Here is a 19,431-nt window from a genome sequence, read left to right on the forward strand (position 1 = left end):
AGCTCATAAATGTCTTTTTTGATAAAAAGACTAAAACGTTGACGTTTTTGTTCGTTCAGTTTTCAAAGAACTATCTTGCCCCTCAGAGGCGACTTTATTAATATATCATTTCTATATAACATTGTCAACACTTTTTTCAAAGGAGTTATTCGCTCTCGCTTGCTGACTTGAATTAGTATAACAAGCCCATAGTGCTTTTGCAAGTGTTTTTTACGCATAAATCGGTCTTTTTATTATTGTAAAATATGTTAATTCCCTTTTGCAAAAAAATAGACCAACTATTTGTGGTCTATTTAATCACTTCCTCTATATATAATTGCCGATGCTTTTCTAAGTGAAAAATTTCACCGGTTTGATTTATTTTCACAAGTGGCCTTGTCGGTGTTTTTTCTTCTAAAAACATAATTTCAGCTATTTGACCATTTGAAAGCTTTACACTGCTTCCAATTGAAAAAGTCATAAAGCCTGACCCGATTGCGTGCATCGCTGCAATATCATATTTCCCGAACATATCCTGGAGCATCATTTCTAAAACTTTAAAAGGTGACTGCTTTTTTCGGTAAAGTCTATTACTAGTCATGGCATGAAAGGTATCAGCAACCGCAATGATTTTGGCAAAAGTGCTGATTTTATTGTTTTGTTCCCCTAATGGATAGCCACTTCCATCTAATCTTTCATGATGTTGAAAAATCCCTAACTTTGTCGTTTCTTTTAATAGAGAAATATTTTGCACCATCTTATAGCTATAAACTGGATGTCTTTTAATCTCTTCAAATTCCTGAAGAGTTAAGGTTGAATTCTTAAAAAGGATAGAAGGCTTTACTTTTGCCATTCCTGCGTCTGAAAGACAACCGCTAAGAGCAAGCTGTAAAACATCCCCTTTATTATATTTAAGTTTCTTTCCGATAAAGGCACTTAATAGCCCGACTGCAACAGAGTGCTGATACAGGTATTCATCATTAGTTGATAAATGATGCAGGGAGAACAAATCAGAGGGATTAGTTTCTGATTTATCAACGAGAGGAAGCATAATGTTTCTTATTTTTGAAATATCAATCGGCAAACCTGATTGCCAGTTCTTAAATTCCCTTTTAAAATTTTGAACTCCTATAAGAAACATATCTTCCAGACATCCATTGTTCTCGCTTGGTGCTTCCTTTGTTTCTCTCTCATCAATTATGTATTCTTTTGGAATAAACACAGAGCCATTAACCATTAACTTTTCTACAGCTACTTCCTCAATAAGAAAAACATTTAATATATGTATTAATTCTTTCGTAAGAATGCTTTTCTTTGTAACAATTGGACGATTTGTCAGACTATAAATATCTTCAGATACAATACATCCCTCTCGCAATTCCTTTATGTTTACACGCACAGTCTTCCACCCCAAATGTCATGAGTCGTTTTTACCATTATACCCCATTAAACACAAAAGGAGGAACACAAAATTTGTGTTCCCCCGATTTGTATATTATTCTTGATCATCTTCTACGGATTCCTCATCTGGAAGGAATTCAGCACTTTCTAATGGCTTTGTTAATTCCTCTTCAGGTTTATCCTCTTCTTTTTCAACCTTGGCAACAGTAGCGACAAATTCATCTATGTTTTCGTCTAAACGAATGAGTCTGACACCTTGAGTGTTACGTCCCATTGTCGAAATATCACTAACAGCCATGCGGATTAGGACACCGCCCGTCGTAATTAACATTAAGTCTTCTTCGCCAGTGACCGCTCTCATGGAAACTAGATTTCCATTTTTCTCGGTAACATTACATGTTTTAATTCCTTTTCCGCCTCTTCCTTGAATACGATATTCTTCGGAAGGTGTACGTTTACCATAACCGTTTTTCGTAACAATTAGTATTTGAGAATTCTCCTCCAACACTTCCATTCCCACTACCTCATCATCACCGCTTAAGCTTATTCCTTTAACCCCTGTTGCGGTACGTCCCATTGAACGGACATCATCTTCAGGGAAACGAATGAGCAGCCCATTTTTCGTTCCAATAATAATTTCCTTCTGTCCATCTGTTAAGCGTACAGAAATCAGCTCATCATCTTCTCTTAAATTAATGGCAATTAACCCATTATTTCTAATATTAGCAAATGAAGTAAGAGGGGAACGCTTAGAAATCCCTTGCTTAGTTGTAAAGAATAAGAACCAATCATCTACAAATTCTTCAATAGGGATAATAGCGTTTACCCATTCATCCTTCTCGATGCCGCTAAGCAAGTTAACAATTGGAATTCCTTTCGCTGTACGGCTAAATTCAGGAATTTCATATCCTTTAGAACGATATACCTTCCCTTTGTTCGTGAAGAACAAGATTGTGTCATGGGTTGATGTTGTCATTAAATGCTCAACAAAATCATCTTCATTTGTCCCCATGCCTTGAATTCCACGGCCACCACGCTTTTGGGCACGGTAAGTAGAAACCGGCAGACGTTTAATATAGCCTTTATGAGTTAGAGTGATGACGATATTTTCACGAGGAATAAGATCTTCATCTTCAATTTGCTCAATGCCCCCTGCAACGATTTCCGTGCGGCGCTCATCATTAAATCTTTCTTTAATTTCAAGCAATTCTTCACGGATAATTTCGAGTACCTTTTCCTCATCCGCTAATATCGCTTTCAGCTCGGCAATTAGTTTAACTAAGCTTGCATATTCATCTTCAATTTTTTCACGCTCTAAGCCTGTTAAACGTTGTAGACGCATATCTAGAATTGCCTGAGCTTGCTTCTCAGAAAGATTAAATTTAGACATTAATCCTTCTCTGGCAATATCCGTTGTTTGAGAGCCGCGAATTAATGCAATTACTTCATCCAAATGATCGAGTGCAATTCTTAAGCCTTCAAGAATATGAGCACGCGCTTCCGCTTTTCTTAATTCAAACTCTGTTCTGCGGCGGATTACGACCTTCTGGTGATTGAGGTAATACTCTAAACATTGCTTTAAATTCAGTACTTTCGGTTCCCCATCAACGAGAGCAAGCAAATTGATTCCGAAGCTCGTCTGCATCGCCGTTTGCTTATATAGATTGTTCAATAATACACTTGCATTAGCATCTCTGCGAACTTCAATGACAATCCGCATACCGTTACGGTCGGATTCATCACGCAAATCGGTAATCCCGTCAATCTTTTTATCTCTAACCAGCTCAGCAATTCTTTCAATCAGCTTAGCTTTATTCACTTGATAAGGAATTTCATTGACAATAATGACTTCTCTGCCATTTGATTTTTGTTCAATGTCTACTTTTGCTCTTAATGTAATAGAGCCTCTTCCTGTTTCATAAGCCTTGCGAATGCCGCTTCGGCCGAGAATCATCCCAGCTGTAGGGAAATCCGGTCCCGGAATAATATCCATCAGTTCCGGAATTGTCATATCAGGATCCTTACTAATGGCAAGAACTCCATCAATGACTTCGCCAAGCTGATGCGGAGGGATATTCGTTGCCATTCCAACAGCTATTCCTGATGTACCATTCACTAATAAATTCGGGAATCTAGCCGGCAAAACAACGGGCTCTCTCTCTTCCCCATCATAGTTATCCTGATAATCAATTGTGTCTTTATTAATATCTCTTAAAAGCTCCATCGAGATTTTGGACATACGAGCTTCCGTATAACGCATCGCTGCTGCAGAATCCCCATCGACAGAACCAAAGTTGCCATGCCCATCTACAAGCATATAACGGTAGTTAAAGTCCTGAGCCATCCGCACCATTGTTTCATAAACAGCAGAGTCACCATGCGGATGATACTTACCAATAACATCCCCAACGATACGAGCTGATTTCTTATAAGGCTTGTCTGAATGCATGCCAAGATCATGCATTGCGTATAAAATCCGGCGGTGAACCGGCTTTAATCCATCTCGTACATCTGGTAAAGCACGAGATACAATAACACTCATCGCATAGTCAAGAAAGGATGAACGCATTTCCTGACTTATATTAATCTCTTTTACTGAGGGCTTCGGAGTTTCAGCCATGTAAAGAACCTCCTTTATGTGAACAACTATTTCTCAATCTATCCATAGGTGAAAATTCCCGATGAATAGTTTCTATGATAAAAGGTAGCCTAAATATCAAAAGTAGCTCCCTTTGCACTTCATGTATATAAAACCAGGATAGAATAATAGCCATCTACCCTGGGTCTCAATCAAATATCTAGGTTCTTAACATATAATGCATTTTCTTCAATAAATTGACGGCGAGGTTCCACTTTATCACCCATAAGGATTTCAAAGGTTTCATCCGCTTCAATCGCATCTTCAAGATTTACCTGCAATAACGTTCTTGTTTCTGGATTCATCGTTGTTTCCCAAAGCTGCTCTGGATTCATCTCTCCTAACCCTTTGTAACGCTGTACATTTGGTTTAGGACTGCTTGGCAAGCTCCCCATAACTTCTTCCAGCTGACTTTCATTGTAGGCATACTCAATCCGTTTACCTTGCTGGATTTTGTATAAAGGTGGCTGAGCGATATAAATATATCCCGCTTCAAGGATTTGTCTCATATAACGATAGAAGAAGGTTAATAGTAAAGTACGAATATGGGCACCGTCAACATCCGCATCGGTCATGATAACAATCTTGTGGTATCGCGCTTTCGAAATATCAAAGTCATCACCAATGCCCGTTCCAGCTGCTGTAATCATGGCTCTTACTTCGTTGTTTGAAAGAATTCGATCCAGTCTAGCTTTCTCAACATTGAGGATTTTCCCTCTTAGCGGAAGAATGGCTTGGAAATGGCGATCACGCCCTTGTTTGGCGGATCCGCCCGCTGAATCACCCTCAACAATATATAATTCAGAGATGGATGCATCCTTTGAAGAACAATCCGCTAATTTACCAGGTAAGCTTGATACTTCTAATGCACTTTTCCGTCTTGTTAATTCACGAGCCTTTTTAGCTGCTAATCTTGCACGGGCAGCCATTAGCCCTTTTTCAACGATTTTTCTCGCAACAGCCGGGTTCTCTAGCAGGAATTTGTCTAATGCCTCAGAAAAAACAGTATCTGTAATCGCACGGGCCTCAGAGTTCCCTAGCTTTGTTTTTGTTTGTCCTTCAAATTGAGGGTCCGGATGCTTAATGGATATAATAGCCGTAATTCCTTCGCGGACATCTTCCCCTGAAAGATTGGCATCATTTTCTTTGAAAATCCCACTTCTTCTTGCATAGTCATTAATAACCCTTGTTAAAGCTGTTTTGAAACCGACTTCATGGGTTCCGCCTTCATACGTATTAATATTATTGGCAAAGGAATAAATATTGCTTGTATACCCATCATTGTACTGGATGGATACTTCAACATTAATTCCATCACGCTCGCCCTCAATATAAATCGGTTCCTCGTGAAGGACTTCCTTTGAACGATTTAAATGCTCAACGTACGACTTGATTCCGCCCTCATACATATATTCTAGCTTCTTGCCATCTTCTCGCTTATCCTCAATGTTAATTTGGAGGCCGCGATTTAAGAAGGCTAATTCCCGAATACGGTTTGCCAGTGTATCAAAGTCGTATTCAAGTGTTTCAGTGAAGATCTCCGGATCTGGCCTGAAATGTATCGTTGTCCCTGTATGATCGGTTTCTCCGATGATCTTTATATCCCCACACGTAACGCCACGCTCAAATTTAATATAGTGAATATGTCCATCCCGATGAACAAATACTTCTAATTCAGTGGAAAGTGCATTAACAACAGAAGCACCTACACCATGCAGCCCGCCGGAAACCTTATATCCGCCGCCGCCGAATTTCCCTCCAGCATGGAGAACGGTCATAATAACTTCAACAGCTGGACGGCCCATTTTTTCCTGAGTATCGACAGGGATACCACGTCCGTTATCGATGACGGTTATACTATTATCTTTCTCGATGCACACATTAATCTCTGAACAATATCCGGCTAATGCTTCGTCAATACTGTTGTCTACAATTTCCCATACGAGATGGTGCAAACCTTTAGCACTTGTAGAACCAATATACATCCCTGGACGCTTACGAACCGCTTCTAGACCTTCTAAAACCTGTATCTGATTGGCATCATAAGACTCTTCCTGCACTGCCTTTTGCTCCATTGACACATCGATCACCTACACTTTCATTTGCATTACTATCAAATATCAATTATCTATAAAAAAGCCTGGCTAATCCTTATTCTATTTCGCCAAACTATTATCTTTATTTTAAATTGCAGATTTCGCGGAACGCTTTTTTAATGTACCTGATGCCAGTGGGGAAAAGTAGATTTCCTTCGTGGTAATGACCACTGATTTATAAGAACCTTTGGAGAGGTTTATGACAGAGTGCTTCTGGCGCTCTAAAAACTCTTCTATCATTTTAGAAGAGTGAACACTTTGCTTATCAACAATAGCGACAATATCCTTGGAACGAACTAATATATCTTCTCCGACATGGATGTACAAATGCTCACCTCATTGAATCTTTTTCACGCTTCCAGCTTCCACCCTGAAAGCAGCTGCCTCTTTTAAGGTCTTATGATCAATTCCATCAACACTTGTTGTTGTGACAAAGGTTTGTACTTTTCCTTGAATCGTATTTAATAAATGTGATTGCCGATAATCATCAAGTTCTGAAAGTACATCATCAAGAAGCAATAGGGGATATTCACCAATCTCAGAATGAATAAGCTCAATTTCTGCGAGCTTAACAGATAAAGCTGTTGTTCGCTGCTGCCCTTGTGAGCCAAAGGTTTGTACATCGCGCCCATTTACATAAAAAGTAAGATCATCCCGATGAGGGCCGAACATCGTAACACCACGTTCAATTTCTCTATTTTTTATTTTTCCAAACTTATCTTCGTATACTTTTATCATTTTCGACAAATCTTGCTCATCTGATACATCTGCCGATGGCTTGTACTCTATTTTCAACGATTCAAGCCCTCTTGATATTCCTTCATGAATCGGCATTGCCCAATTTTCAAGCAGCTGCAGAAATTCGAAGCGTTTTTTCACGATTTTGACGGCAGTTTGAATAAACTGCTCTGTCAGGATATCCAGCATTGTTTGATCCGTTTGTTTTTTTATTTGGAGCTGCTTTAAATAGTGATTTCTTTGCTGCAGTATTTTTTGATACTGGCTAACATCATGGAGATAGATGGGAGAAACTTGCCCTATTTCCATGTCGATAAAACGCCGTCTTACCTGCGGGCTTCCCTTTACAAGATGGAGATCTTCGGGAGCAAACATGACGACATTCATATTTCCCACGTATTGACTTAATTTTTGCTGTTCAATATGGTTGCACTTAGCCTTTTTTCCCTTTTTGGAGATAACTAATTGCATCGGCAAGGAACCTCTATTTTTTTGGACCCTACCTTCTATTTTAGCATACTCTTGGTCCCAGCGAATAAGTTCTTTATCATTTGAGGTACGATGCGATTTTGCCATGGCTAATACATATATGGATTCCATGACGTTTGTTTTTCCTTGTGCATTCTCACCCAATATGACATTCACCTTATTTTCAAACTGGACTTCTAATCCTTCATAGTTCCGGTAATTTTTTAACAGCAATTGCTCTATATACATGGACCTACATCCTTTAGCATAGCTCTCTGCTACAGAAGGCCTATTTTTTAAACAATCGTAAATGACCCAAAGTCCTTGATTTGAACTTTATCTCCAGTTCGGAGCTTTCTTCCTCTTCTTTGGTCCTGCTCTCCATTTACGAATACTTCATATTCACTTAAAAACCACTTGGCCATCCCGCCAGACTGAATAACCTCAGCTACTTTAAGAAATTGACCCAATGTAATATATTCCGTATCAATTTTGATTTCTGTCATCTTTTCACTTCCTCGATTGTTTGATTTTTTGTCAAAAGAAAATAAAAGCTATCTTCCCTTATTTTTCCCATAAAATCAAAACAATTTCTAGAATGTACCCTAAAATTCTATTTTACTAAAAATTTAGCGATTATACAAAGAAAAGCTACCAGCTCTTATGCTGGCAGCCCTTCTTGTTTATTAATACGTTCTAACCGGCAAAATCAGCTGGAGAATGGAATCGTCATTAATTGGTCGAATAACAAATGGTCTCATGGCTCCCGTGAAACTAATCTTAATTTCTGAACCCTCTAGTGTTTTAAGTGCATCCATCATAAATTTGGCGCTGAAGGAGATTTTTAAATCCTCACCTTCTACAGATTGGCTTTGTAATTCTTCGACAACATGTCCGATTTCTGGTGTATTAGAAGATATTTCAATAACCCCTGCGTCAATCGTTGTAAATTTAACGACATTATTTCGTCCTTCTCTTGCTAATAGTGAAGCACGATCAATCGCATGTAAAAACTCCTTCGTATTGACGACAATATCTGTTTTGCTTTCTGTCGGGATCAATCTGGATGTATCAGGATAATTACCTTCAAGTAATCTTGAGAAAAATAATAGGTGCTTGGCTTTAAATAAAACTTGATTTTCTGTAATGACAATTTCAACTGGATCATTATGATCATCCAAAATTTTGCTTAATTCACTTAAGCTCTTTCCTGGAATAACGACATTGTAATTTTCTGCAGCTTCTGTTTCTATTCTTGCTTTTCGAAGCGCTAAGCGATGGCTATCTGTTGCAATACAGGTTAATTCCCCATTTTCCACTCTCCAGTTTACACCTGTCAAGATGGGGCGTGTTTCTGAGGTGGACACTGAAAATACCGTTTGGCGAATCAACGCTTTAAGAAGATCGGTTGGAATCTTAAACACATTTTCTTCCGAGATTTGCGGTAATAACGGATACTCCTCCGCATCTAAACCATTTAATTTAAATTCAGATTTTCCAGAGCGGATGACTGTTTGTAGTTGGTTTTCCACATGCATTTCAACCGTATCCGTCGGCAGCTTCTTAACAATTTCGCTAAAAAACTTAGCCTGGAGCACAATGGAGCCTGCTTGCTTGATTTCAGCAATTTCATTTCCAGCTTCTTCTTTAGGAATAAATGATTCAATCGATATATCTGAATCACTGCCTGTTAAAGTTACTCCTTCAGATGTCGCGACAATTTTGATCCCCGTTAAAATTGGAATAGTAGTTCGGCTCGTTACCGCCTTCATAACATCCTGAACACCTTGAACTAATCGATCCCGTTGGATTATAAATCTCATTTCTTAATCCTCCGTTTAAACTATTTTTATTATATTAGTTATATATTTTTCTTTTTTAAAATACTAGAAGTACTAGTAGGGCTTGTTAATATGTGGATAACTCTATTTTTTTAATGGAAACACAGCCTATCCACATGTGGACAGACTGTGTGTAAGCTGGTTGATGTTATGCACACTATATTTTTAGTATTTCATGAATCTCTTTTATTTCTTTTTGAAATTGAGTATCCGATTGCACGAGTTTAGAGATTTTTTCATGAGCATGGATCACGGTTGTATGATCCCGTCCTCCAAACTCTTCTCCAATTTTAGGCAAAGAGAAGTCTGTTAATTCCCGCGATAAATACATGGCAATTTGTCGAGGAAATGCAACAGATTTTGTTCTTTTCTTCGCTTTAAAATCTTCTAGCTTCACATTATAGTGTTCCCCGACAACACGCTGAATATCAAGTATCGTAATCACTTTTGGCTTTGAGCTTGGAATAATATCTTTAAGAGCCTCAGCTGCCAAATCGGCATTTATGTCTTTATTAATTAAGGATGAGTACGCAACAACGCGAATAAGAGCGCCCTCTAATTCACGAATATTAGAGTCAATCTGATTGGCAATATATAGCATAGCTTCATTTGGTATATCTAGTCCTTCAGCTTTCGCCTTTTTGCGCAAAATAGCAATCCTTGTTTCAAGATCTGGCGGAGTGATATCGGTGATAAGTCCCCATTCAAATCTGGAACGAAGCCTATCTTCAAGGGTTGGGATTTCCTTTGGCGGCCGATCACTGGATATAATTATTTGCTTGCTTTCCTCATGTAATGTATTAAAGGTATGGAAAAATTCTTCTTGAGTTGATTCTTTTCCTGCTAAAAACTGAATATCATCAATTAACAATACATCCACTTTTCGATATTTATTGCGGAAATCGACGGCCTTATTATCACGAATGGAGTTAATAAATTCATTCGTAAATTTCTCTGATGATAAGTATACAACCTTAGCTGACGGGTTATGATCTAACACATAATGGCCAATGGCGTGCATAAGGTGTGTTTTTCCAAGTCCGACTCCCCCATAAATAAATAAAGGGTTGTATGCTTTAGCTGGTGCTTCAGCTACTGCTAATGAAGCAGCATGCGCAAATCGGTTTCCTGAGCCAATAACAAACGTATCAAATGTATATTTAGGATTAAGCATGTTTAATGGCAGTTCAGGATGTTCATCCTCTTTATCCGCTTTTCTAGGCGGGTTTGGAAAATTAAGCGCTTCTTCATTTTGATTTTGAGGAATGATAAATTTTACTCCTAATTCTTCTCCAGTTATGTCATAGAGAATTCCAGAGATCAATTGGGAATAGCGCTCTTCCAGCCAATCACGGGCAAACTCATTCGGCGCAGTAATCGTCAACGTGTCACCTTGAAGAGAGTGAGCTTTCGTTGACTTCAGCCATGTTTCATAACTCGGTTTGCTTATTTTCTTTTCTATGCTGGTCAGTGCATTATTCCAAAGATCCGCAATGTTCTCCAATAGATAGCCCTCCTTTTCCAGTTACTATTAAAGAAATTTTCGTTAGCAGGTAGAACGTAGTAGGCCAATATTCACTTTTTATTAGTGTATTAGAATGATAGGCACCAAAAAAATATAGGCTATACAAGCAGTACAACCTACATATTAATAAATATACAGTCTCATGTATGTGGAAAAACATATAATAAGGAAAAGAAGAAGGATTTCGACAATATCCACTAGCTGTGGACAAGGTTTTACAACCTTAAAGAATAACTCATCCACATGTTATCCACAATCTGTGGATAACTAAGTTATGCACAATGATTTATTAAGTGTGAAAACACAAATATGATAACAGATATTCCTAATAGGTGCAATGGTTTTTAAGAATCTATCCACAAGGCTAAGAGTTTGTGGATTTAAATTGTCCACAAGGGGTGTTTGTGTGAAAAAGCTGTCGATATGTGTTGTGGATAATAAAAAACGTGTCGAAAAATTATCCACAACATAAGAATCGCAGGCTATTCGGGTGTCAAATTAAAAAAGTGGAGAAAATTACTTTCTTAAAAACAAAATTTTTAAGTGACAGAGATTCAAAAAGAGGGTAAACTTTCTTGGTGGATCTTTTTGTAAGAATTGAGTTAGTTTAGAATGCAAGCTTACGAATTTCTACCAGTTGACAACATTCTAGTTACATCTTTATAATTAGTAGGACTGTCTTTAACAGCTATTCCTCAGGGAGGTGTCATATAATGAAAAGAACTTACCAACCAAAAGCACGTAAAAGAAGTAAAGTTCATGGATTCCGCAGCCGCATGAGCACGCCAAACGGACGTAACGTCTTAGCTCGCCGCCGCCGTAAAGGAAGAAAAGTATTATCTGCTTAGGCCACTGAAACGTCAGTGGTCTTTTTTTCCATAATCAATTAAAAACAGAGTCTTCCGCTTGTTAGAGAGGTAAGAGAAGATGAAAAAAGAATTTAGAGTGAAAAAGAATAAAGAATTTCAAGACGCCTTTAAAAAAGGCAAGTCATTTGCCAATCGGCAATTTGTTGTTTACTCACTTAATAAGCCAGGTCAGGAGCACTTTCGAATTGGACTTTCAGTGAGTAAGAAAATTGGCAACGCCGTCACAAGAAATCAGATCAAGCGCTATGTTCGTCAAGCTTTCCACGAACTAGAGAATGAATTAAAACATCCTTTCGACTATATTATTATTGCAAGAAAGCCTGTTGCTGATATGGGTTTCCATGAAATTAAGAACAGTTTAATTCATGTATTAAAGCTGTCAAAGGTTATGGTTAAGCCTAAGCCAGGAATTGCTGATAAACAGTCTTAAGAAGAAGTTTTTTCTTTAAAGACATGCTTTATTAATAATGTTAAAATATATGTAGTTTTGTTTTCCATAATCTTCTGAATTGCATTTATATATTTAGAAGGTGACAAACTTGGGAATAAACATACAATAGATAAATTTTCTTAGCAGTAAGGAGGAAAAATCGTTTGAAGAAAAGAATACTTCTAGTGGTCGGTCTAATCTTCTTAATGGCGCTTTTATCAGGCTGTATGGATATTAATCAGCCGATTACATCCGAAAGTGAAGGCTTTTGGAATCAGTACATAGTTTACCCGCTTTCACTTTTCATCATAATAGTTGCTGAATTTGCTGGTGGCAGCTTTGGTTTATCGATTATCATTGTCACCATTATTGTCCGCTTATTCATGCTTCCTTTAATGATTAAACAAACGAAAAGTTCTAAGGCAATGCAGGCATTGCAGCCAGAAATGGCAAAATTAAAAGAAAAATACAGTTCAAAAGATCAAAAAACCCAACAAAAGCTGCAGCAAGAAACCATGGCGCTATTCCAGCAGCATGGGGTCAACCCTTTAGCTGGATGTTTTCCATTAATCATTCAAATGCCAGTACTGATTGGATTCTACCATGCTATATCCCGTACTCAGGAGATTAAGTTACATTCCTTTTTATGGTTTGAACTAGGTGCTCCAGATCCAATTTATCTTTTGCCGTTGATTGCTGGTGTAACAACATTTATTCAGCAAAAAATGATGATGGCAGGTACAGCTAATCAAAATCCGCAAATGGCGATGATGCTTTGGCTCATGCCGATAATGATCGTTGTTTTTGCTATTAACTTCCCAGCTGCCCTTTCATTGTACTGGGTAGTCGGTAATATCTTTATGATCGTTCAGACGTATTTTATTAAAGGTCCGGAGCTGAAAGCTACAGCAACCGGTAAAGCAGGAGGAGCAAAAAAGTGAGACAAGTAACTGCTACAGGACAGACCGTCGAGGAAGCAGTAAAGTCGGCTCTAGCTCAGTTGCAGACAACGGAAGAACGTGCAGAAATTACAATCGTCGATGAAGGCAAAAAAGGGATCTTTGGCATCTTTGGTTCACGACCTGCAATTGTGAAAGCTGTTATGAAAATAGACCCAATTGAAGAAGGCAAGAAATTCCTATTAGATGTAAGTGAAAAGATGGGCGCTGCGATTGAAATAGAGGTAATTGGCAGCGGGAGAAACATCGAATTCATTTTAACAGGGGAAAAAATTGCTCTGCTTATTGGAAAAAGGGGTCAGACTTTAAATTCTTTGCAGTATTTAACACAATTAGTTATGAACCGCTATTCGGAACAATACATTAATGTATTACTGGATGCGGAGGATTATCGGAAAAGGCGAAATGATACACTTATTCAGTTAGCTGGAAGATTGGCGCAAAAGGCGATAAAGACAGGTCAAACTGTTACTTTAGAACCGATGCCTTCATATGAAAGAAAGGTCATTCATACTGCTCTAGCTGATAATAAAAGGATAAAAACGTATTCAAGCGGAAATGACCCGCATCGTCATCTCGTCATTACACCCGTTAAATAAGCAGGAACCCAATCTCGTGATTGGGTTCTTTTTTTTGTTCTAAAAATTCATTGCATCAATTCTTTTCATAGGATACGGCTGCTTTATTGTTATTCACATGTGGATAAGATAAAATATAGTATACCTAACTTGAAAACTGTGGATAAATAAAAGGTTTTTGAAAATATAAATGCTGTGGACAAGTTTTATTTAAAGCAAGAAGAGGAAGACAAACTTGTTTTCTAATAAAAAGGCATATGATATTCTATTATTTTGTAGAAATCACAGGAAGTAACGTTTATCGCAGATTAACGGGCTGTAAGACCTCCACTTCAAGAAGTCGAGTAAAACAAAAATTTCTAAGTGGGGGTCAACAGCCCGTAAAGGCCCGATTGGTTCAACTAACAATCAGTGGGGGATGAAAGAAAACCCCCACTGATTGAAGTTTCACTTTATAGATAAATAAAGCTTTTAATGAAAAGAGGTGGAGTGTAATGGAATTAGATACAATTGCAGCCATATCGACGCCTATGGGCGAGGGAGCGATCGCGATCGTTCGGTTAAGCGGGGATGAAGCAATTCCGATTGCTGATAAAATGTTTAGAGGTGTTAGCGGTAAAAGACTGAAAGAGGTTGCCTCTCATACGATCCATTATGGGCATATGGTCGATCCAAGGACGAATGAAATAGCTGAAGAAGTCATGGTCTCGGTTATGAAGGGTCCCAAAACCTTCACGAAAGAGGATGTCATTGAAATTAATTGCCACGGAGGAATTGCTTCTGTCAATCGGGTGCTTCAGCTTGTTCTGAGTCATGGGGCTAGACTTGCGGAGCCTGGGGAGTTTACGAAGAGAGCCTTCTTAAATGGACGGATTGATTTATCTCAGGCTGAAGCTGTCATGGACTTAATTCGGGCAAAAACGGATCGGGCTATGAATGTGGCTCTTGGACAAATGGAAGGCAGACTTTCGAAGCTTATTCGGAAGCTTCGTCAGGAAATATTAGAGACGCTCGCTCATGTTGAGGTAAACATTGATTATCCTGAATATGATGATGTGGAGGAAATGACCCATCAGCTCCTATTAGAAAAGGGCTCATATATTAAAGGGGAGATTGAAAAGCTGCTTCGTACCTCGCATCAGGGGAAAATATTACGTGAAGGATTATCGACCGTCATTGTAGGGCGTCCAAATGTAGGAAAATCTTCTTTGTTGAATAGTCTTGTTCAAGAAAATAAGGCGATCGTAACAGACATTCCTGGAACGACTCGTGATGTGATTGAAGAGTATGTGAATGTTCGCGGTGTGCCATTACGTTTATTGGATACAGCAGGGATAAGGGAAACTGAGGATATAGTCGAACGAATCGGCGTTGAAAGGTCCCGGCAGGTGTTAAAGGAAGCGGACCTTATTTTGCTTGTTCTGAATTTCTCTGATGAATTTACGGAAGAGGACGAGAATTTATTTAAAGCTGTCGAAGGTATGGACGTTATCGTCATTGTGAATAAAACCGATCTTCCTCAAAGCATTGACATGGATCGTGTCCGGAACCTTTCTCGGAACCATAAGCTTGTCACAACATCCTTATTAGAGGATAGGGGAGTAGATGAGCTGGAGGAAGCGATTGCTTCTCTCTTTTTTGAGGGCTCGATCGAATCAAGGGATATGACGTATGTTTCGAATTCTCGCCATATTGCCTTATTGAATCAAGCGTTAAGTGCAATGGAAGATGCTTTAATGGCAGTAGAAATGGGAACCCCTATTGATATTGTACAAATTGACTTTACAAGAACATGGGAGCTGCTTGGAGAAATCATCGGAGACAGCGTCCATGAAAGCTTAATTGACCAGTTATTCTCGCAGTTCTGTTTAGGAAAATAGATGATTTTTTAATTCTTGTTATTTGGACAGGAAAAGCGGAATCCAGAGGAAGTTGTCCGAATGCGGCCGTTATTCGGACAAGAAATTTTTGTCCAAAACTAAAGCTAAAGTAAAAAAAGGAGGCAGCATCATGCCATATGAAGCTGGAACATATGATGTCATTGTGGTCGGGGCTGGTCATGCAGGCTGTGAGGCTGGCCTTGCGTCTGCCCGCATTGGCGCGAAGACATTAGTCGTCACCATTAATTTAGATATGATTGCCTTTATGCCTTGTAATCCCTCTATTGGAGGTCCGGCAAAAGGAACCGTTGTAAGAGAAATAGACGCTTTAGGCGGCGAAATGGCAAAGAATCTAGATAAAACCTATATTCAAATGCGCATGCTGAATACAGGAAAAGGGCCTGCTGTCAGAGCGTTGCGTGCACAGGCTGATAAATTTGCCTATCAGCATGAAATGAAGAAGGCACTCGAAAGTCAATCAAACCTTACTCTTATCCAAGGAATGGTTGAACAACTAATCATTGAAGATGGTGTATGTAAAGGTGTGATCACCCAAACAGGCGCTGTTTATCATGCGAAAGCTGTAATCATTACAACAGGGACCTTTTTAAGAGGAGAAATCATCCTAGGCGAACTAAAATATTCAAGCGGTCCGAACAATCAGCAACCTTCTATCAAGCTTTCTGAGCATCTAGAGGAAATCGGCTTTGAATTAGAACGCTTTAAAACAGGTACACCTCCTCGTGTGAACAGCAATACGATTGATTACAGTAAAACAGAAATTCAGCCTGGTGATGATGCACCGCTTGCCTTCTCATATGAGACGACAAAATTTATAACAGACCAGCTGCCATGCTGGCTAACCTATACAAGTGAACGCACACACCAAATTATTGAGGCTAACCTGCATCGTTCCCCGATGTATTCCGGGATGATCCAAGGAAAGGGGCCGCGTTATTGCCCATCCATTGAGGATAAGATTGTTCGCTTTAACGACAAGCCGCGCCACCAAATTTTCCTGGAGCCTGAAGGACGAAATACGCAAGAGGTCTATGTTCAAGGCTTATCGACAAGCTTGCCAGAGGAAGTACAGCATGATTTGATCCGCAGTGTCCCTGGCTTGGAAAATGCCCAGATGATGCGCGCAGGCTATGCGATTGAATATGATTCCGTCAGACCGACTCAGCTTTGGCCAACATTAGAGACGAAGAGGGTAAAGAATTTATATACAGCTGGGCAAATTAATGGAACATCAGGCTATGAAGAAGCAGGTGCACAGGGCCTCATGGCTGGAATCAATGCGGCTATGAACGTATTTGGCAAGGATGAGGTCATTTTGAGCCGTTCGGATGCCTATATCGGGGTTATGATTGATGACCTGATTACAAAAGGGACGCAGGAGCCTTATCGATTACTCACTTCTCGTGCAGAATACCGCTTATTGCTTCGCCATGATAATGCTGATCTGCGATTAACGGAAGTTGGTTATTCTGTTGGTCTTATCAATGAAGAACGCTATCAAAAGTTCCTTTCTAAAAAACAATCGATTGAAAATGAAATCGAACGGTTAAAAGGAATTATTTTAAAGCCATCAAAGGACGTTCAGGAAATCATCAAAAGCCTTGGAGGCAGCGAATTAAAAGACGGAATCCGGGCCTCAGACCTGCTGAAAAGACCAGAAATGTCCTATGAGCATATTTGGCAGCTCGCTCCTGGGGAAGAAAATCTGGATCAAGAAGTAAAAGAGCAAGTGGAAATTCAAATTAAGTATGAAGGCTATATTGATAAATCATTGCAGCAGGTAGAACGATTAAAGAAAATGGAAGACAAAAGGATCCCTGAGAATATTGATTATGACGCGATTACTGGTCTGGCAAAAGAGGCAAGACATAATTTAAAAGAAGTCATGCCATTATCCATTGCACAAGCTTCTAGAATTTCAGGAGTCAATCCTGCCGATATTTCTATTTTGCTTATTTATATTGAACAGGGCCGAATTGCAAAGGTCACAAACGAATAAAGCTTGCCATTTCATAGCTTGAGAAAGGATTGGCGAATGAATACAGAACAATTTATTGAAGCGCTGGCGGCGAAGGGGATCTCCCTCTCGCCTCAGCAATTAGATCAATATGAGAAATATTTTACCTTACTAGTGGAATGGAACGAGAAAATGAACCTTACGGCGATTACAGATAAGCCAGAGGTTTATTTAAAGCATTTTTATGATTCGATCTCAGCAGCCTTTTATTTTGACTTTACGAAGCCATTACATATTTGCGATGTAGGAGCAGGAGCGGGTTTCCCAAGTCTTCCAATTAAAATCGCATTTCCAGAGCTGCGGGTTACGATTGTCGATTCTCTTAATAAACGGATTGGCTTCTTAGAGCATTTAACGAAGGAACTTAGCTTGAAGGACGTTCAATTAATTCATGACCGAGCGGAAACATTTGGTCAGAAAAAAGAGCACCGCGAATCATATGATGTCGTTACAGCCCGTGCAGTTGCAAGGCTTTCTGTTTTAAGCGAGCTATGTATGCCGCTAGTAAAAGTCGGCGGTACATTTATCGCGATGAAGGGTGCTAGTGCTGAAGAAGAACTAGAAGTGGGGAAAAAGGCCATTTCCATCCTAGGTGGAAAACTTCATCAATCATTTTCTTTCACGCTCCCACAGGAAGATAGCGAACGCAATCTATTAATTATTCACAAAGAAAAGGCTACACCCAAAAAATATCCTAGGAAACCAGGTACCCCAAACAAGACCCCAATTGAATAGGATTACACTTTTCAAAGAATTGTGGCATAATTAGTAGGGATAAGGGTACAGGTTCCATGTCTCATTTAAGATAATTGGAAAAATAAAAATCCTGATTTTCAGCAGGACTTGTCAATTTTATAGAGAATATGTAATAGGGAGTTTCGTAAAGGTGGTGTAGGGTGATGAAGCATTCTTTTTCACGCTTTTTTGGCCTAGGCGAAAAGGGAGAACAAGTTGAAATAGAAAAACAAGAAGAAATAGATGTTGAGAAGATTGGGGAATATGAGGAAATTAAGAAAATCCCCATAGATCATATTGTTCCTAACCGTTTTCAGCCAAGAACGGTATTTGATGAGGATAGAATTGAAGAACTGTCACGAACCATACATACTCATGGCATCATTCAGCCGATTGTTGTTCGGGAATTTGAGAATGGGCGGTTTGAAATTATCGCAGGTGAGCGCAGATGGCGTGCCATGAAGAAGCTAGGATGGGAGGAAGTTCCTGCCATCATCAAAAATCTAAATGATACAGAAACAGCTTCTGTTGCCTTGATTGAAAACCTGCAGAGGGAAGAATTATCTCCAATTGAAGAAGCAATCGCATATGGGAAGCTATTGGAGTTACATCATTTAACCCAGGAAGCATTAGCTCAGCGCTTAGGAAAAGGGCAATCAACCGTTGCAAATAAGCTCCGGTTATTAAAGCTGCCTCAAGAGGTTCAGGATGCATTATTATGTAAAGCGATTACTGAGCGCCATGCCAGATCACTTATCCCGCTTAAGGATCCTGAAAAGCAAGTGAAGCTTCTAGAGGAAATTATTGATAAAAACCTAAATGTAAAGCAAACTGAAGACCGGGTTGTTCGTCTTTTAGAACAAAATAACCCGAAGCCAAAACCGAAAAGAAAAGCGTTTAGCAAGGATATGAGAATTGCTGTTAATACAATCCGTCAATCCTTATCTATGGTTTCAGATAGCGGTATTAACCTAGACTCGCATGAAGAAGAATTTGATGAATTCTATCAAATAACCATTAAAATTCCAAAAAAGAAATAATGAATATCTTATATACTCATGAGAAATTAAACAGTCCATCGTTTAATTTCTCATGTTTTTTGCATGCATGTTGGCATATGCCCGCATTTTTATTCCAATGGTTGCTAGGGTTCACCTGAAAACGCGGACTATAAAGCGTTCATGAAGCTCATTTTGCAAGGGTTCACCTGAAAACGCGGACTATGGTGTGTTCATGACTCTCGTTTAGCAAGGGTA

At 39.1% G+C, this 19,431-nt stretch carries 16 protein-coding genes; 8 read left to right on the top strand and 8 right to left on the bottom strand.

The window, feature by feature from the left end; all coding sequences use genetic code 11:
- Positions 1-289: 289 nt before the first annotated feature.
- From V7122_RS18460 to dnaA, 8 genes are all read right to left on the bottom strand, one after another.
- Complete coding sequence (locus V7122_RS18460) at positions 290-1,378, bottom strand: HD-GYP domain-containing protein (protein WP_335528129.1); 1,089 nt, start codon at positions 1,376-1,378, stop codon at positions 290-292.
- A 96-nt stretch (positions 1,379-1,474) separates the two neighbouring features.
- Positions 1,475-4,000 carry a DNA gyrase subunit A gene (gyrA, locus tag V7122_RS18465; protein ID WP_335347366.1) on the bottom strand — a complete coding sequence of 842 codons (2,526 nt, stop codon included), beginning with the start codon at positions 3,998-4,000 and terminating at the stop codon, positions 1,475-1,477.
- 170 nt (positions 4,001-4,170) lie between these two features.
- Entirely contained in the window at positions 4,171-6,093 is a 1,923-nt protein-coding gene (gyrB, locus tag V7122_RS18470; protein WP_335347367.1) for a DNA topoisomerase (ATP-hydrolyzing) subunit B, read from the bottom strand.
- Between the two features lie 108 nt (positions 6,094-6,201).
- Entirely contained in the window at positions 6,202-6,441 is a 240-nt protein-coding gene (remB, locus tag V7122_RS18475) for an extracellular matrix regulator RemB (RefSeq protein WP_335347368.1), read from the bottom strand.
- Positions 6,442-6,450: 9 nt separating this feature from the next.
- On the bottom strand, positions 6,451-7,569 hold the full coding sequence (gene recF, locus V7122_RS18480) for a DNA replication/repair protein RecF (protein ID WP_335347369.1): 1,119 nt from the start codon (positions 7,567-7,569) through the stop codon (positions 6,451-6,453).
- A 47-nt stretch (positions 7,570-7,616) separates the two neighbouring features.
- The gene (gene yaaA, locus V7122_RS18485) at positions 7,617-7,826 is read right to left on the bottom strand and encodes a S4 domain-containing protein YaaA (RefSeq protein WP_335485205.1); all 210 of its coding nucleotides are present in this window, start codon (positions 7,824-7,826) and stop codon (positions 7,617-7,619) included.
- Positions 7,827-8,006: 180 nt separating this feature from the next.
- Complete coding sequence (dnaN, locus tag V7122_RS18490) at positions 8,007-9,143, bottom strand: DNA polymerase III subunit beta (RefSeq protein WP_335528132.1); 1,137 nt, start codon at positions 9,141-9,143, stop codon at positions 8,007-8,009.
- Positions 9,144-9,318: 175 nt separating this feature from the next.
- Positions 9,319-10,665 carry a chromosomal replication initiator protein DnaA gene (gene dnaA / locus V7122_RS18495; protein WP_335485211.1) on the bottom strand — a complete coding sequence of 449 codons (1,347 nt, stop codon included), beginning with the start codon at positions 10,663-10,665 and terminating at the stop codon, positions 9,319-9,321.
- Between the two features lie 734 nt (positions 10,666-11,399).
- Here dnaA and rpmH point away from each other — a divergent pair.
- From rpmH to noc, 8 genes are all read left to right on the top strand, one after another.
- Complete coding sequence (gene rpmH / locus V7122_RS18500) at positions 11,400-11,534, top strand: 50S ribosomal protein L34 (RefSeq protein ID WP_066296007.1); 135 nt, start codon at positions 11,400-11,402, stop codon at positions 11,532-11,534.
- A gap of 79 nt (positions 11,535-11,613) precedes the next feature.
- Complete coding sequence (gene rnpA / locus V7122_RS18505) at positions 11,614-11,985, top strand: ribonuclease P protein component (protein WP_335528136.1); 372 nt, start codon at positions 11,614-11,616, stop codon at positions 11,983-11,985.
- A 164-nt stretch (positions 11,986-12,149) separates the two neighbouring features.
- Positions 12,150-12,926 (top strand): YidC family membrane integrase SpoIIIJ, encoded by a 777-nt coding sequence (spoIIIJ, locus tag V7122_RS18510; protein WP_335528139.1) that lies wholly within the window; start codon positions 12,150-12,152, stop codon positions 12,924-12,926.
- Positions 12,923-13,543, top strand: coding sequence for an RNA-binding cell elongation regulator Jag/EloR (jag, locus tag V7122_RS18515; protein WP_335528143.1), 621 nt, complete (start codon positions 12,923-12,925; stop codon positions 13,541-13,543). Before spoIIIJ ends, jag begins: the two co-directional genes overlap by 4 nt.
- Positions 13,544-14,016: 473 nt before the next feature.
- Positions 14,017-15,402, top strand: coding sequence for a tRNA uridine-5-carboxymethylaminomethyl(34) synthesis GTPase MnmE (gene mnmE, locus V7122_RS18520; protein ID WP_335528145.1), 1,386 nt, complete (start codon positions 14,017-14,019; stop codon positions 15,400-15,402).
- Positions 15,403-15,532: 130 nt separating this feature from the next.
- Complete coding sequence (gene mnmG, locus V7122_RS18525; protein WP_335528148.1) at positions 15,533-17,422, top strand: tRNA uridine-5-carboxymethylaminomethyl(34) synthesis enzyme MnmG; 1,890 nt, start codon at positions 15,533-15,535, stop codon at positions 17,420-17,422.
- A 36-nt stretch (positions 17,423-17,458) separates the two neighbouring features.
- Complete coding sequence (rsmG, locus tag V7122_RS18530) at positions 17,459-18,175, top strand: 16S rRNA (guanine(527)-N(7))-methyltransferase RsmG (protein WP_335528151.1); 717 nt, start codon at positions 17,459-17,461, stop codon at positions 18,173-18,175.
- A 164-nt stretch (positions 18,176-18,339) separates the two neighbouring features.
- Positions 18,340-19,215, top strand: coding sequence for a nucleoid occlusion protein (gene noc, locus V7122_RS18535; RefSeq protein ID WP_335528154.1), 876 nt, complete (start codon positions 18,340-18,342; stop codon positions 19,213-19,215).
- The last annotated feature ends 216 nt before the right edge of the window (positions 19,216-19,431 follow it).

This window comes from Bacillus sp. JJ1532, from assembly GCF_036965085.1.
In the GTDB taxonomy this organism is placed as follows: Bacteria; Bacillota; Bacilli; order Bacillales; family Cytobacillaceae; genus Cytobacillus.

Coding starts and splice junctions, on each gene's coding strand:
- gyrA (WP_335347366.1), bottom strand. CDS start 4,000: ATGGCTGAAACTCCGAAGCCCTCAGTAAAAGAGATTAATATAAGTCAG.
- gyrB (WP_335347367.1), bottom strand. CDS start 6,093: ATGGAGCAAAAGGCAGTGCAGGAAGAGTCTTATGATGCCAATCAGATA.
- recF (WP_335347369.1), bottom strand. CDS start 7,569: ATGTATATAGAGCAATTGCTGTTAAAAAATTACCGGAACTATGAAGGA.
- yaaA (WP_335485205.1), bottom strand. CDS start 7,826: ATGACAGAAATCAAAATTGATACGGAATATATTACATTGGGTCAATTT.
- dnaN (WP_335528132.1), bottom strand. CDS start 9,143: ATGAGATTTATAATCCAACGGGATCGATTAGTTCAAGGTGTTCAGGAT.
- rpmH (WP_066296007.1), top strand. CDS start 11,400: ATGAAAAGAACTTACCAACCAAAAGCACGTAAAAGAAGTAAAGTTCAT.
- rnpA (WP_335528136.1), top strand. CDS start 11,614: ATGAAAAAAGAATTTAGAGTGAAAAAGAATAAAGAATTTCAAGACGCC.
- mnmE (WP_335528145.1), top strand. CDS start 14,017: ATGGAATTAGATACAATTGCAGCCATATCGACGCCTATGGGCGAGGGA.
- mnmG (WP_335528148.1), top strand. CDS start 15,533: ATGCCATATGAAGCTGGAACATATGATGTCATTGTGGTCGGGGCTGGT.
- rsmG (WP_335528151.1), top strand. CDS start 17,459: ATGAATACAGAACAATTTATTGAAGCGCTGGCGGCGAAGGGGATCTCC.
- noc (WP_335528154.1), top strand. CDS start 18,340: ATGAAGCATTCTTTTTCACGCTTTTTTGGCCTAGGCGAAAAGGGAGAA.